This window comes from Ruegeria sp. EL01 (genome assembly GCF_900313035.1).
GTDB lineage: Bacteria > Pseudomonadota > Alphaproteobacteria > Rhodobacterales > Rhodobacteraceae > Ruegeria.
Genome location: NZ_OMPS01000014.1, coordinates 60,441 through 74,244 on the forward strand (window position 1 = coordinate 60,441; position 13,804 = coordinate 74,244).

The 13,804-nt window shown below is 57.5% G+C and carries 11 protein-coding genes and 1 pseudogene; 2 read left to right on the forward strand and 10 right to left on the reverse strand.

Going from position 1 to position 13,804, the window contains the following annotated elements:
- Positions 1 to 20: 20 nt before the first annotated feature.
- Together D9K61_RS07870 and D9K61_RS07875 are read right to left on the reverse strand one after the other, a co-directional pair.
- Positions 21 to 1,229, reverse strand: coding sequence for a mandelate racemase/muconate lactonizing enzyme family protein (locus D9K61_RS07870; RefSeq protein ID WP_120632702.1), 1,209 nt, complete (start codon positions 1,227 to 1,229; stop codon positions 21 to 23).
- Positions 1,226 to 2,851: a GMC family oxidoreductase gene (locus D9K61_RS07875; RefSeq protein ID WP_120632703.1), complete on the reverse strand. Its 1,626-nt coding sequence runs from the start codon at positions 2,849 to 2,851 to the stop codon at positions 1,226 to 1,228. The genes D9K61_RS07870 and D9K61_RS07875 overlap by 4 nt, the downstream gene beginning before the upstream one ends.
- Positions 2,852 to 2,989: 138 nt before the next feature.
- Here D9K61_RS07875 and D9K61_RS27475 point away from each other — a divergent pair.
- Both D9K61_RS27475 and D9K61_RS07880 read left to right on the forward strand, forming a co-directional pair.
- A pseudogene (locus D9K61_RS27475) lies at positions 2,990 to 3,169 on the forward strand (LysR family transcriptional regulator); the annotation flags it as partial.
- Positions 3,170 to 3,220: 51 nt separating this feature from the next.
- Complete coding sequence (locus tag D9K61_RS07880; RefSeq protein ID WP_254055722.1) at positions 3,221 to 3,880, forward strand: LysR substrate-binding domain-containing protein; 660 nt, start codon at positions 3,221 to 3,223, stop codon at positions 3,878 to 3,880.
- Here the strand turns inward: D9K61_RS07880 and D9K61_RS07885 are convergent.
- The 8 genes from D9K61_RS07885 to lipA form a co-directional block, all read right to left on the reverse strand.
- Positions 3,877 to 5,046: a reductive dehalogenase gene (locus D9K61_RS07885; protein WP_120632705.1), complete on the reverse strand. Its 1,170-nt coding sequence runs from the start codon at positions 5,044 to 5,046 to the stop codon at positions 3,877 to 3,879. The two genes, D9K61_RS07880 and D9K61_RS07885, sit on opposite strands and share 4 nt — an antisense overlap.
- A gap of 344 nt (positions 5,047 to 5,390) precedes the next feature.
- Entirely contained in the window at positions 5,391 to 6,521 is a 1,131-nt protein-coding gene (locus D9K61_RS07890) for a helix-turn-helix domain-containing protein (protein ID WP_120632706.1), read from the reverse strand.
- A complete protein-coding gene (gcvP, locus tag D9K61_RS07895) occupies positions 6,482 to 9,337 on the reverse strand; it encodes an aminomethyl-transferring glycine dehydrogenase (RefSeq protein ID WP_120632707.1) in 2,856 nt (951 codons plus the stop codon). The genes D9K61_RS07890 and gcvP overlap by 40 nt, the downstream gene beginning before the upstream one ends.
- A 110-nt stretch (positions 9,338 to 9,447) precedes the next feature.
- The gene (gene gcvH, locus D9K61_RS07900) at positions 9,448 to 9,813 is read right to left on the reverse strand and encodes a glycine cleavage system protein GcvH (RefSeq protein WP_120632708.1); all 366 of its coding nucleotides are present in this window, start codon (positions 9,811 to 9,813) and stop codon (positions 9,448 to 9,450) included.
- 18 nt (positions 9,814 to 9,831) lie between these two features.
- The gene (gcvT, locus tag D9K61_RS07905) at positions 9,832 to 10,926 is read right to left on the reverse strand and encodes a glycine cleavage system aminomethyltransferase GcvT (protein WP_120632709.1); all 1,095 of its coding nucleotides are present in this window, start codon (positions 10,924 to 10,926) and stop codon (positions 9,832 to 9,834) included.
- A gap of 27 nt (positions 10,927 to 10,953) precedes the next feature.
- On the reverse strand, positions 10,954 to 11,367 hold the full coding sequence (locus tag D9K61_RS07910; RefSeq protein WP_120632710.1) for a universal stress protein: 414 nt from the start codon (positions 11,365 to 11,367) through the stop codon (positions 10,954 to 10,956).
- A gap of 79 nt (positions 11,368 to 11,446) precedes the next feature.
- Positions 11,447 to 12,820, reverse strand: a complete 1,374-nt coding sequence (locus D9K61_RS07915; protein ID WP_120632711.1) for a sodium:alanine symporter family protein — start codon at positions 12,818 to 12,820, stop codon at positions 11,447 to 11,449.
- A gap of 25 nt (positions 12,821 to 12,845) precedes the next feature.
- Entirely contained in the window at positions 12,846 to 13,790 is a 945-nt protein-coding gene (gene lipA, locus D9K61_RS07920) for a lipoyl synthase (RefSeq protein WP_120632712.1), read from the reverse strand.
- Between the last annotated feature and the right edge of the window lie 14 nt (positions 13,791 to 13,804).

Consider the following 13,804-nt stretch of genomic DNA (forward strand, 5'->3'; position numbering starts at 1 on the left):
GGTTCACCGTTGATGAGTGATCATGGGTTCACCGGCTCTGTCACCAAGTTCAGGTGCAATTCTTTGCCGGTGTAAGGATGCGCGGCGATGACCGCGTCGTTTAACTCCACACCCAACCCCGGAGACACGGGGGGGAGGACAAAACCCGCCTCCCAAGAGATGGGTGTGGTCAGGAAGTCCATAAGCGGGCCGTCGAAGCGACCGATGGATTCCAGGATTAGAAAATTCGGGCTACAGGTTGCGATCTGGATATTTGCCGCGGCCACAACAGGGCCGCAATACAAATGCGGTGCAATCTGTACCTGACGCGTTTCGGCCATGGATGCTATTTTCTTGGCCTCCAGCAAGCCACCCACCCGACCCAGGTTCATCTGTAAAATTGAGGCTGCGCCAGCTTCGAGCAGGCGGGCAAACTCATGCTTGGTGCAAAGCCTTTCACCTGCGGCAACCGGGATGGCGGTGTAACGGGCAACTTCTGCCATATCGGCAGGGTTTTCTGGCGGAATGGGTTCTTCAAACCAAAGCGGGTCATACGCCTCGAGCCGTCGTGCCATCCGTTTGGCACCTGACACCGTGAACTGACCGTGGGTACCAAACAGAAGATCGGCCTTATCGCCCACAGCGCTACGGATCTGCCGGCAAAACGCTTCGGACAGGTCCAGATCGCTAAGCCGTGGCTGATGACCATCATAGACGGTGTACGGACCTGCGGGGTCGAATTTGACGGCGGTAAAGCCTTGTTCAACAGCCCGCACCGCCGCCTCAGCGGCGATATCCGCGTCATTGTAGACATTGGGCTTATCAAGGTCTGGGTAAACATCCCCGTCAGCCGGGTAGAGGTATGTGTAACTGCGAAGGCAATCATGAACTTTACCACCCAACAGCTGATAGACCGGCTGATCCGCGGCTTTGCCGATTATGTCCCAGCAAGCCATTTCAAGCCCGCTCAGCACTCCCATCACCGTTACGTCGGGGCGCATGGTAAACCCGGCGCCATAGGTCTGACGCCAGAGGCGTTCAATATGGTGCGGATCCCGGCCAGCGAATTGCCGTTCAAACACATCATGTGCCATGGCCGTGCAAAGACCGGGCCCGAAGGTTGCATTGTAAATCTCGCCCACGCCGGTGACGCCGCAGGCCGTTGTGAGGCGCAGAAAGATAAAATACCGGCCACCGTGGCGTGGCGGCGGGTTTGCCACGACAAAGGTTTCGAGCTTTTCGAGTCTCATATGGCACCGCCTTGCCGGATCGGATGTGCCGTATCCTGCAGGATCATTTCAGCGCCGCGCGCGGCCAGCATCATGACAGGTGCATTGGTGTTGCCAGATGTCACGTTCGGAAAGGACGACGCATCAATCACCCGCAACCCCGCCACGCCATGCACCCGCAATCGCGCATCCAGAACCGAAGATTTTTCCGAGGCGCCCATGCGGCAGGTGCAACTGGCATGGTAAACTGAACCGGCACGCGCCTGGAAATCCGCAAGCAAATCATTGTCGGACATAGCGGCGATATCCGGACCGTCGCGCGATACAGATTGAATGGCTGGCGTACCTGCCAGTTTTTGGGCGGCACGGCCTGCTGCGATGGCCAGCGCGCAGTCGTCGTTGGTCGAAAGCGAATAAGGCCTGATGTCTGGCCCAACTTTTGGATCCGCTGATGTGATCGTAACCTCGCCCCGGCTGGTCGGGCGGCACGGCTGCGCGCATATCAGAAACCCTGCCTTAGATGCGACGTCAGGTTTGCCATCAGCGCGCATTGTGTAAGACATCGGGTTGCAGTACATCTGCAAATCGGCACGCTGACCCTGATCGGAACGCACAAAGCCACTCACCTGATTGATCGGTACACTGAGCGGCCCAGCCCGTGTCAAAAGGTACTGTAGCCCTGCCGCGATTTTACCGGGCCAATTACCCAGACTGTTGTTCAATGTCGGTTCGGTCGCGGCAAACTGATAGGAAATCCCCAGATGATCCTGCAGCCCCTGCCCCACCTGCGACAGGTTGGCGTGAACTTTGATCCCGTGGCGCTGCAACACCTCTGCCGGGCCGATCCCTGAAATCTGCAAAAGCTGTGGCGAGTTGATCGCGCCAGCGCTGACAATCACTTCGCGTGCCGCCCTAGCCTGCACGCGCTGCGTGCCTTGAGTGTACTCGACACCAGTGGCAACACCATTTTGTAAAACAACGCGTTCTACCAGAGCGTTGGACACAACGCGCAGGTTGTTTCGCTTCAAGGCTGGCCGCAAAAACGCATCAGCTGCCGACCAGCGCCGACCGTTTTTTACAGTACTGCGCAGTCGCGCAATCCCTTCTCGTTTTGACCCGTTCAAATCGTCAACGACGGGCCAACCCGCCTGCCGGGCCGCCTGCAGAAAATGAGCGGAGAACGGGTGCATCCGCGCGCTGGTGTCACTGACATGCACGCGCCCGAAACTGGGTTTTTCAGCTTCGCTGGGGGCTACCTGTGTTTCAAGCTGGGAATAGGTTGCCCTGACGGATTGCCAGTTCCAACCTACCGCACCTGCGGTCTCCCAATCGTCGAAGTCATGCGGAAGGCCTTGCAGATAGGCCATCGCATTGATCGAAGACGACCCGCCAATCACCCGGCCACGCGGCCAAAAGGTGGTACGATTGGCAAGCCCAGGGTCTGCCTTGGCAGTGTAGCACCAGTTCAAAGATGGATCATCGTAGGTTTTGCCATACCCCAACGGGACCTTGATCCTGAAGCGGCGGTCACTGCCGCCCGCCTCGATCAGCAAAACCTTGTGACGTCCACTCGCCGAAAGCCGATCAGCCAGAACACATCCTGCTGAGCCTGCCCCAACAACAATGAAATCGTACGTCTCCACCCATGTCTCTCCCTGCAATTGCCGTGGCGTAGCTGTTGGCCAAGTGACAGTTCTGCAAAGAGTTCCCACATGGAGATTGTTAAATCAAACAATGGATTTTATGGTATTGACCTAAAATAATTTAAAGGTCATGCACTCATGGAGTTACCTCATCCAACATGGCTTCGCACGTTCGAAGCAGCCACTCGGCTCGGTAGTTTTTCTGCTGCGGCCGCTGAACTTGGGTTGACGCCAGCAGCAGTCAGTCAACAGATGCGCTTGCTTGAAAAGCATTTGAAAACAACGTTGTTTGAAAGATTGCCGCGCGGAGTTGCTTTGACGGATATGGGCAAAGCCTACGCCCAACCTGTGCGGAAAGGCCTGAGCGATATGCAGGTCGCCACCACCGGTTTGTTCGGCGGGGCGAAACGACAACACGTCAAAGTCCGGGCATCAATCTCTTTTGCGGCCTTGATCATCGCACCCAGGCTGAACGAGTTTCTCGCCAGTCATCCCCATATCGAAGTGGAGCTGTCTACTTTCGTCTGGGCAAACAGATTTCAGGACGGGATAAGTGACGTCGATATCCGTTTTGGATATGGCGATTGGTCGGATGGTCATATTACACACCTTGGTCATGAATTTGCCGTCCCGGTTTGTCGCCCGGACTACCTGGCAAGTTTCCAAGGCAAACCAACGCTCGATAAGCTCGCCGCCCAGCATATCATCACAATTCATGGGTCGGAGTCCGACTGGCCACATCTGTTTCAACAACTCGATCTTTCTATGCCTGTGCAGACGAAGGTAACGCGTTTTGATTCATCCTTGATGGCTTTGCAGGCCATCAGTGCCGGACCCGGAATGGCCATCGTACTAGAGAGCTTTGCGCAATCGTTTATTCAAAAAGGTCTTGTTACATGCCCGGTGGCGGAGAAAATTGCCATCCGCCCCGCTCATTTTTTGGTGGAACGCGACGGCGCCGAACGCCGTGACGAGATCCGCGCTTTTTCGGATTGGATCAGAACCATCTATTTGGGAGTCGCAGGCTAACCGTTCCACCAATTGCTTGGTTTCTCGCGCCCGCCGCGTTTGCGATCCAGCCACAGCGCCAACTTGCGGAACCGCGACAGCGCCAATTTAAGCCAAACGCGATGATGCCATTTCTTGAAGTCACGGTTAAACGGGCAAACGCGCATGCAGATCGCACAATCAGTTGATGTTTTTGCCCAAAAACTAAAACACTTCTCTGCATCCGAGGTCCACTTTTTAACGCCCTTGATTGCAGAAACATTGCGGCCTCCTACTTCGGGTGGCCCAAAAGGCAACGCCTTGACCGGGCAGGCATCTGCGCATTTGGAGCAGATGTCGCAAAAATCCCTAACACCTTTTGGTATGGGCGTATCGTGTGTGACGGGTAAATTCGTGAAGATTTTTGAAAACCGCAACCGCGGTCCGAATTCCGGCGTTATCACAAGCTGGTTTCGCGCATATTCTCCTAACCCGGCCTTGATCGCAAAAGGTATGACAAGGCCTGAGTCATTCATCGACGCAACCGCCTCATAGCCCAAATTCCGAATATATGCCGCCAATTGCATGACGATGGCCGCCTCATGCGAGTATTCTCTTCCTGTCGCTGCGCCCGCTAAAGCTGAAGGGTATGTAGCGACCAGATCAGCATCCATTTCGTGACCCAGAACTATGACCGATGTCATTCCTTCCGGAAGGTCGTTTGGTGACTCTGAAAAATCGCGCGTGTCAACTCGGCTGGTGTAAAGCCATCTTTCGTCCATGTCCGTTATTCCGCACAGGTCAGCACCAAAGAACTTTGCGACGCGCTTTACTTCCTTGGACATTTCCGCCGGATCGTCGATGTCGATCCGATCTGGGGCAACAGGTGTGTCATAGCTGATTGGGGCCTGAAACCCTTCGCGACGCCCTTGATCCGCATATCGGTCTGTCATTACATCCGATATGAGCCAGGCCGCGTTTCTAAGCGCAAAATCACGCTGCGTGAAACCGTCCCCACGCCTTGGGGTTGCCTCCATTCTGTAGGACGCAAAGAATCCATCGCTCTGTTTGCTTCGAACGGTTCCATCCCAAAATGCGCGGGAAAAGACATCATTACGCTGGGAAAAGCGTTCAAATTCTGGCGTTACCTCAATACCGCTTTCGGCATCTCCGTCTCGTCGGGAAAATTCGTTTTTTGGATAAACCATTCGGATATGTTAACTTTCCCTGTGAACGTTGTGCAACCGCATGGTCAATAGCTGACTGGCTGGCCATTGCGTCGGATAGAACAAAGCTGCCAAGGCACAAGAAATCAACCCGGATTACCCTTCGGAAGGATCTCATATCAGGGGGGTTGGGCACATCTGTCATTTCTGCCCGAAAATCGGCTGCTTGAATGCCCAGACCTGTGGCATCCCCTCAGCTTTGATCTCTTAGTCGCGCCTATGGTCTTCCGATTTCCCGATCATTGAGGCGGACCGATCAGATGGGCTGGAGACAGGGCAGAGCTCCGGGCCTTAAATTCGACTTTGAGGACAAACACTCTTTGGTCTTATTGGTTTGACGGTTCACCTGAAAAACGTCGATTTCGTACGTCTCTTGGCTTTGTTTTATAATGAGCCAAAAACGCCCGCGTCAGAGAAACATTTGATGAAAACCCTGTTGCAGCGGAAATTTCACTCTGCGACATATCCGTAAGTCGCAAAAGACTATGCGCGCGTTCGATGCGAAGTTCCCGGTAAGTCGCCAGAAGCTTTGCGCCTGTCTTGCTCTGGAACCGGCGCTGAAGCTGGCGAGTGGACGTGTTAAGTAAATTCGAAAGATCCGATATACTCAGTGGGTCTTCGATATGGTTCAACATTGTATCCAAGGCGAGCGTGATCAGGTGATCTCCTCCCGCACGATGAGTCAGCCGCATGGCAAGCTGGCTCTCATAATTTCGCTGAGGTTCCGTCAAACCGATATAGCCGCGCAAGATATCTGCCAAATATGCCCCATGGTCTTGCGTCACGAATTCCGACATCAGACGAAGCGCACCCAATCGAGTAGAGGCACTATGCGTGCGCCCATCCGTTGCAAAGTGGGTTCCTGCACCACTGTTTGTAAGGCCAAGCTCCAGCGCTGCTGCTTCAAAGTTGGAATGGATGGCGGCAGGCACTTGGTCCGGTCTGCCAATCTGGGCAAGCAATAGCACCGCTCCACCAACCAGAACCGTTCTGGAAGACAGGTTCAGAACCTGTGAGGTCCAAGACCTCTCTGATTCCAGAAGTGTCCATTTGTTTTCAAGATCACCCCAAAAAATTGCCGTGCGCCCTGACCAATACAACGGCCCGCCAGCCGGTTCTTCGGCGGGGACACGCAGGTTAACAACATAAGTTTGATCGCAAACCAGATTGCTCAAAGCCTGATAAAATTCGACGATTATTTCGGCAGACGCTTTTGCCGCGCTGTCGCAAAGAATGACATCGATGTTGCGAACTCGCTCGGACATCGTGGTCTCGTCCTCGACCACGTTCGAGTTATTATTTTTGAGGACATAGTGTTTCATTATTCCTCCACCGCATTGGAATGGGTTACTCCAATGCTCCACAAACAGCATTTGGAAAACCCCCGCTTTATTGCGGGGGTTTTTTGTGTGTGAGATTATTCTGCGGCGTCTTCGTAGTCTGACATTGGTGGGCATGTGCAGATGAGGTTTCGATCGCCATATGCGTTGTCGACGCGGTTGACGGGGGACCAGTATTTGTCGACGCCCATGGAGCCCGGGGGGAAGCAGGCCTGTTCGCGGGTGTAGGGGCGGTCCCAGTCGCCGACCAGATCGCGCACCGTGTGGGGGGCGTTTTTCAGCGGGTTGTTCTCCGCGTCGATCTTGCCGTCGATGATGTCCTGCGCTTCGGCCCGGATTGACAGCATGGCGTCGCAGAAGCGGTCCAGCTCGTCTTTGGGTTCGGATTCCGTGGGCTCGACCATCAGGGTGCCGGCCACCGGCCAGGACATGGTTGGCGCGTGAAAGCCGGAATCGACCAGACGCTTGGCCACGTCGTCGACACTGACATGCGCCGCCTCGTCCAAGGGTCGGGTGTCGAGGATGCATTCATGCGCGACACGACCCGTTTCCGAGGTGTAGAGGATCGGATAGGCCTCAGCCAGGCGCGCCGCGATGTAGTTGGCGTTCAGGATCGCCACTTTGGTCGCCTGCGTCAGACCGGCACCGCCCATCAGCAGCACATAGGCCCAGCTGACCGGCAGAATGGACGGAGATCCAAATGGTGCGGCCGAGACCGGACCCACGGCGGTGCCGTATTCCGGGTGACCCGGCAGGTGTTCTTCCAGATGCGCCTTGACGCCGATCGGACCCATGCCGGGGCCGCCACCGCCATGCGGAATGCAGAAGGTCTTGTGCAGGTTCAGGTGGCTGACATCGCCGCCGATATCGCCGGGACGCGACAGGCCGACCATGGCGTTCATGTTCGCGCCGTCGATATAGACCTGACCGCCGTGATCATGGGTGATCTGGCAGACCTCCTGCACGGTGGTCTCGAACACGCCATGGGTCGAGGGGTAGGTGATCATGCAGGCGGCCAGATGGTCGGAGTGCTTCTCGGCCTTTTCGCGGAAATCGGCGACGTCGATATTGCCCTTGTCGTCCGCTTTCACCGGCACAACCTGATAGCCCACCATCTGCGCCGAGGCCGGGTTGGTGCCATGCGCCGAGGTCGGGATCAGGCAGACATTGCGGTGCGCCTCACCCCGCGCAGCGTGATAGTTGCGGATGGTCAGAAGACCCGCATATTCGCCCTGCGCGCCCGAGTTGGGCTGCTGGGAGATCGCGTCATAGCCGGTGATCTGGCACAGCTTGTCGTTCAGATCCGCAATCATCTCGTGATAGCCCTGCGCCTGATCTTGCGGGCAGAACGGGTGCAAATTGCCGAACTCGGGCCAGGTGACCGGGATCATCTCGACCGTTGCGTTCAGCTTCATGGTGCAGGAGCCCAGCGGGATCATCGCCCGGTCCAGCGCCAGATCGCGGTCGGCCAGACGGCGCATATACCGCGTGATCTCGGCCTCGGCCCGGTTCTTGTGGAAGATCGGGTGGGTCAGATAGGCGCTTTCGCGCAGGGCGTAATCCGGCAGGCGGTATTGCTTGTTCGAACTGTCATCCTGGCGGTCGATGCCGAAGGCCCCCCAGACCGCCTCGATGGTCTCGGGGCGGGTCTGTTCGTCCAGGCTGATGCCGACCTTGCTGTCCCCCACCTTGCGCAGGTTGACGCCGCGGGCCACGGCGGCCTCCATGACGACGTTCTGCAGATGGCCAACCTCAACCGTGATGGTATCGAAGAACACCTCTGGTTCCACGGCAAAGCCCGCCTCTTCCAGACCGGCAGCCAGGCGCGAGGTCTTGCGGTGCACCGATTGCGCGATGGCCTTGATGCCATCGGGGCCGTGATACACGGCATACATCGAGGCAATCACCGCCAGCAGCGCCTGCGCGGTACAGACGTTCGAGTTGGCTTTTTCGCGGCGGATATGCTGTTCGCGGGTCTGCAGCGACAGGCGGTAGGCCTTGTTGCCACGGCTGTCGATCGACACCCCGATGATCCGGCCCGGCATCGACCGCTTCAGCTTGTCGGTGGTTGCCATATAGGCCGCGTGCGGGCCACCATAGCCCATCGGCACCCCAAAGCGCTGGGTCGAGCCGATGGCAATGTCCGCGCCCATCTCACCCGGCGACTTCAGCAGCGCCAGCGACAGGATGTCAGCCGCCACGATGGCAATCGCTTTATGTTCATGCAGCGCCGCGATTTCCGATGTGAAGTCGCGCACGTGACCATGGGTGCCCGGGTACTGGAAGATCGCACCAAAGACCGCGCCCGCATCCAGCGTGTCCGGATCGGCCACCTGCACGTCGATGCCCAAAGGCTCGGCCCGGGTCTTGATCACTGCGATGGTCTGCGGGTGGCAGTTCTTGTCGACAAAGAAGGCCGCGTTGTTGGCCTTGGAGCGGCCACCGCGCTTGGCCATCGCCATCGCTTCGGCAGCAGCAGTCGCCTCGTCCAGCAGCGAGGCATTGGCCACGTCCAGCCCGGTCAGATCGCTGACCATGGTCTGGAAGTTCAACAACGCCTCAAGCCGGCCCTGGCTGATCTCGGGCTGATACGGCGTATACGCCGTGTACCAGGCCGGGTTTTCCAGGATGTTGCGCAGGATCGGCGCCGGGGTGGTGGTGCCGTGGTATCCCTGACCGATCAGCGAGGTCAGAACCTTGTTCTTGCTCGCCACCTCTTTCATGTAGAACAGCGCATCGCGTTCCGTCATCGCCGGACCCCAGTCCAGCGGGTCTTTCTGCCGGATCGCAGGCGGGACGGTGGCATCGATCAGCTCGTCCAGCGTCTTGAAGCCGATCACCTTGAGCATGTCGCGCATCTCGGTAGGCGACGGGCCGATATGGCGGCGATTGGCAAAGTCATAGGCTTCGTAGTCGGTCAGTTTGAAGGCCATTGCAGCGCTCCTCAAGGAATGTCTCACCCAGCCGCCCTGGCAGGAGCCTCCGGCGGGAGTATTTATCAAAAAGATGAAGCGGCGGGCCCACGTAAGGACCCGGCCAGGGATCAGCCGATCAGGGCCTTGTAGCCGTCCAGATCCATCAGATCTTCCAGCTGCGCGGCATCCGTAATCTTGATCTTGTAGATCCACGCCTCGCCCTCGGGATCATCGTTCAGCGAACCGGGATTGTCACCCAGCGCCTCGTTCACCTCAACGATCTCACCATCAACCGGCGCGTAAAGCTCAGACGCCGCCTTGACGGATTCGATCACGCCGATCTCGCCGCCCTTCTCGAACTCATCGCCTGCTTCCTGCTGTTCCACGAACACCACATCGCCCAGCTGTTCAGCCGCGTGTTTGGTGATGCCCAGCGTGGCGGTGTCTCCTTCGACGGTCAGCCATTCATGCTCTTCGGAATAATAGGTTGCCATGTTGTCTCTCTCCTGACTTCAACGCTTGTAATTCTGGGTGACAAAGGGCAGCGCCACGATCTCAGCTGGTTGCGACTTGCCCCGAATGATAAGGTTCACTTTCTCGCCCGGCTCACCATGGCCTGCCGCGACATAGCCCATTGCAACAGGGCCGCTGACCGTTGGGCCAAACCCGCCCGAGGTGATCTGGCCGATGGTGTTGCCATGCGCGCATTGGATCTCAACGCCCTGACGGGCGGGCGCGCGGCCTTCGGGCTTGATGCCAACCAGTTTGCGCGCGGCCCCTTCGGCCAGTTCCTTTTGCACCCGCTCCGCGCCCGGAAAGCCGCCCTCTTCCTTGCGGCGCTTCTGGATCGCCCAACCAAGGCTGGCCTCGATCGGTGAGGTGCTCTGGTCGATGTCATTGCCATACAGGCACAGGCCCGCCTCCAGCCGCAGGCTGTCGCGCGCGCCCAAACCGGCTGCTTCGCAATCCTCATGCGCCAGGAACGCTTTGGTGACCTCGATGGCCTTATCCTCGGGGATCGAGATCTCGTAGCCATCCTCGCCCGTATAACCCAGCCGCGAGATCCGGCATTCAACGCCGTTGATGTCGGCCACGATGGTCTCCATGAACTTCATATCGCGCGCAGCGGGGCAGAGCGCACCCACAACGTTTTCCGCCGCAGGACCCTGCACAGCCACAAGCGCTCGGTCAAAGATCTCGATCACCTCAACGCCGTCCAGATGAGCCTGCATATGAGAAATGTCCTGATGGCGCAGCGCCGCGTTCACCACCACAAAGTAATGATCCCCCGCATTCGACACGATCAGGTCATCCATGATCCCGCCGTCCGCGTTCGTAAAGAAACCGTATCGCGCCTTGCCCGGCTTCAGCGTCGCATAAGCCTGAGGGCAAAGCGCCTCAAGCTTCTCGCCCACATTCTCGCCCCGCAGGATCACCTGACCCATATGAGACACATCAAAAACCGACGCCTTCTCACGACAATGAACATGCTCACCCATAATCCCCAACGGATACTGAACAGGCATCTCCCAACCAGCAAAATCAACCAGCTTACCGCCCAACTCAACATGCAAATCATACAACGGTGTGCGCTTCAGTAATGTCATAGGATAATCCTCTTTTTGCAGTTGGTATCAGTCGCGGACGACCACGACAGTGCAATGTGCATTTCGCACCACACGCGCCAGATTCGGGCCGATTTCATAGTTCGGGAAGTCGCCCTTGGCCGAGGCCATGACGATCATGTCAAAGCCGTCCTTATGAGCCAGCTTCAGAATCTCGCGGTAAACGCTGCCTTCTTCGATATGCACGGGAACGTTCGCGGCGTTGCCGTTTTCTAGAACGGCCTGAACGGCCTGACAGACGTGATCTTTCGCCCCAGCGCCATAGTTGGCAGGCAGGTTGGGCAGCTGGATGATCTCGGGGATGACGGAAACTGCATGCAGCTCCGCGCCATAGAATTTCGCTTGTTCAAGGGCGACAGGCAGAGCCTTTTTCCATGAACGGTCATCGGTATGGTCAATCGGAAGCAGGATTCTCGTAGCCATCGCGCATCTCCTCAAGAATTGGAACTCTGTTTCGGGGATAGGAGGGCCGGAATGGCCCCCCCGGTGTTTTCATGCCGATTTATTCGGCAGGTGTGTTGTCCGGCTCTTCGGACTGACCACCACTGGCAAAGAACTCTTTCGTCAGTTTGAAGACGATCGGGCTTAGCAAGACCAGAGCGATCAGGTTCGGAAGCGCCATCATCGCGTTCAACGTATCCGCCAGCAGCCAGATGAAGCCGAGATCCGCGGTTGCGCCAAAGTAGATCATGACGATCCACAGGACGCGGTAAGGGATCAGAGACTTGACGCCCAGCAGGAACTCAACGCATTTCTCGCCATAGAACGACCAGCCCAGAATGGTGGTGAAGGCAAAGATCGACAGAGCGATAGCGATCAGGTAGCCACCGATACCCGGCAGCGACAGTTCGAACGCTGCCGAGGTCAGCGCCGCGCCGGATTCACCCGAGGTCCAGGCACCCGATGAGATGATCGCGAGACCAGTGATCGAGCAGACGATGATGGTGTCAATAAAGGTTCCCAGCATCGCGATCAGGCCTTGGTTGACCGGACCTTTGGTCTCGGCTGCGGCATGCGCGATTGGGGCGGAACCCAAACCGGCCTCGTTCGAGAACACACCACGGGCCACACCAAAGCGAATAGCAGCCCAGACGGCCGCGCCCGCAAAACCACCTTCGGCGGCGGACGGGGTGAAGGCGTGAGTAAAGACCAGCGACAGGGCGTTGCCGATTTCGCCAATGTTGATCAGCAGAACCAGCAGACCGGCGAGGATGTAGGCAACCGCCATGAACGGAACCAGCTTACCTGCAACCGCACCGATGCGGGTGATGCCACCCAGGATCACGGCTGCGGTCAGAACCATCAGAACGACGCCGGTGACCGAAGTGTTCAGGCCAAAATTCGATTCCAGAACCTGCGCCACACCGTTGGCTTGCACTCCGTTGCCGATGCCGAAGGCTGCAACAGCACCGAACAGTGCAAACGCGGCACCCAGCCAGGCCCATTTTGCGCCAAGACCGTTCTTGATGTAGTACATCGGGCCGCCAACATAGTTGCCCAGCTCGTCCTGCTCGCGGTATTTTACCGCCAGAACAGCTTCGGCGTATTTTGTAGCCATGCCCACCAGAGCGGTCATCCACATCCAGAACAATGCACCCGGACCGCCCAAGAAAACAGCAGTGGCCACACCGGCAATGTTGCCGGTACCGATGGTTGCTGACAGCGATGTCATCAGCGCGTTGAACGGGCTGATCTGGCCGTCACCTTGGCTTTCACGACCCGCGAACAGCAGCTTAAAGCCGGTGCCGACGCGCAGAATCGGCATGAACTTCAGCCCGACCTGCAAGAAAAAGCCAGCACCCAGTATGAGGACCAACATTGGCACCCCCCATACGATGCCATTTATATCCCCTACAAAGTTAGTTAACGCTTCCATGGTATCCCTCCCATTTGCGTTTGAATTATGCCCGGTTGGCGATGGCCCGCTGGCGGGCTTGCTTAAGGGCGGCAAAATCTTCGTCCGCGTGGAACGACGAACGGGTCAGCGGGGTTGCTGACACGTGTAGGAAGCCCTTGGAACGCGCGATCTGTTCCAGTTGGGCAAATTCTTCGGGCGACCAGAAACGGTCGATTGGATGGTGTTTCGGCGTCGGTTGCAAGTATTGGCCGACGGTCAGAAAATCGACCTGCGCGGCGCGCAGATCATCCATCACCTGACGTACATCGTTCAGGGTTTCACCCAGACCGACCATCAGGCCGGATTTGGTGAAGATTTCGGGGTTGGCCCGTTTGGCGTCATCCAGCAACCGTAGCGAGCTGTAATATCGCGCACCGGGGCGAACGGTCGGATAGAGATGCGGCACGGTTTCCAGATTGTGGTTGAACACATCCGGTGCGGCGTCGAACACGATGTCAGCCGCCTCACCCTTACCCAGAAAGTCCGGCGTCAGAACCTCGACCGTTGTGCCGGGGTTCTGATGGCGCACGGCGCGAATAGTTTGCGCGATGTGCTGGGCACCACCGTCTGCCAGATCATCGCGATCTACCGAAGTTATGACGACGTGGCGCAGTTCCAGTTTCTTCACCGCAGCCGCAACGCGACCGGGTTCAAAGCCATCCAGCGCATCAGGGCGGCCGGTGGTTACGTTGCAGAACGAACATCCCCGGGTGCAGATCTCACCCATGATCATCATGGTCGCATGCCGCTTGGACCAGCACTCGCCGATGTTCGGGCAGGCAGCCTCTTCGCAAACCGTCGTCAGATTATGATCCCGCATCAGGCGACGGGTTTCATAATACTCAGGCCCCTCGATCTTTTTCTTGCGAATCCACTTGGGTTTGCGCGGAATAGTGCTGTCAGCCTTCTTGGCTTTTTCCGGGTGGCGGGGACGGAGCTGGATGGTCATCTGGCTGTTCTCCT

Coding starts and splice junctions, on each gene's coding strand:
- D9K61_RS07870 (WP_120632702.1), bottom strand. CDS start 1,229: ATGAGACTCGAAAAGCTCGAAACCTTTGTCGTGGCAAACCCGCCGCCA.
- D9K61_RS07880 (WP_254055722.1), top strand. CDS start 3,221: ATGCAGGTCGCCACCACCGGTTTGTTCGGCGGGGCGAAACGACAACAC.
- D9K61_RS07885 (WP_120632705.1), bottom strand. CDS start 5,046: ATGGTTTATCCAAAAAACGAATTTTCCCGACGAGACGGAGATGCCGAA.
- D9K61_RS07890 (WP_120632706.1), bottom strand. CDS start 6,521: ATGCCCACCAATGTCAGACTACGAAGACGCCGCAGAATAATCTCACAC.
- gcvP (WP_120632707.1), bottom strand. CDS start 9,337: ATGGCCTTCAAACTGACCGACTACGAAGCCTATGACTTTGCCAATCGC.
- gcvH (WP_120632708.1), bottom strand. CDS start 9,813: ATGGCAACCTATTATTCCGAAGAGCATGAATGGCTGACCGTCGAAGGA.
- gcvT (WP_120632709.1), bottom strand. CDS start 10,926: ATGACATTACTGAAGCGCACACCGTTGTATGATTTGCATGTTGAGTTG.
- D9K61_RS07910 (WP_120632710.1), bottom strand. CDS start 11,367: ATGGCTACGAGAATCCTGCTTCCGATTGACCATACCGATGACCGTTCA.
- D9K61_RS07915 (WP_120632711.1), bottom strand. CDS start 12,820: ATGGAAGCGTTAACTAACTTTGTAGGGGATATAAATGGCATCGTATGG.
- lipA (WP_120632712.1), bottom strand. CDS start 13,790: ATGACCATCCAGCTCCGTCCCCGCCACCCGGAAAAAGCCAAGAAGGCT.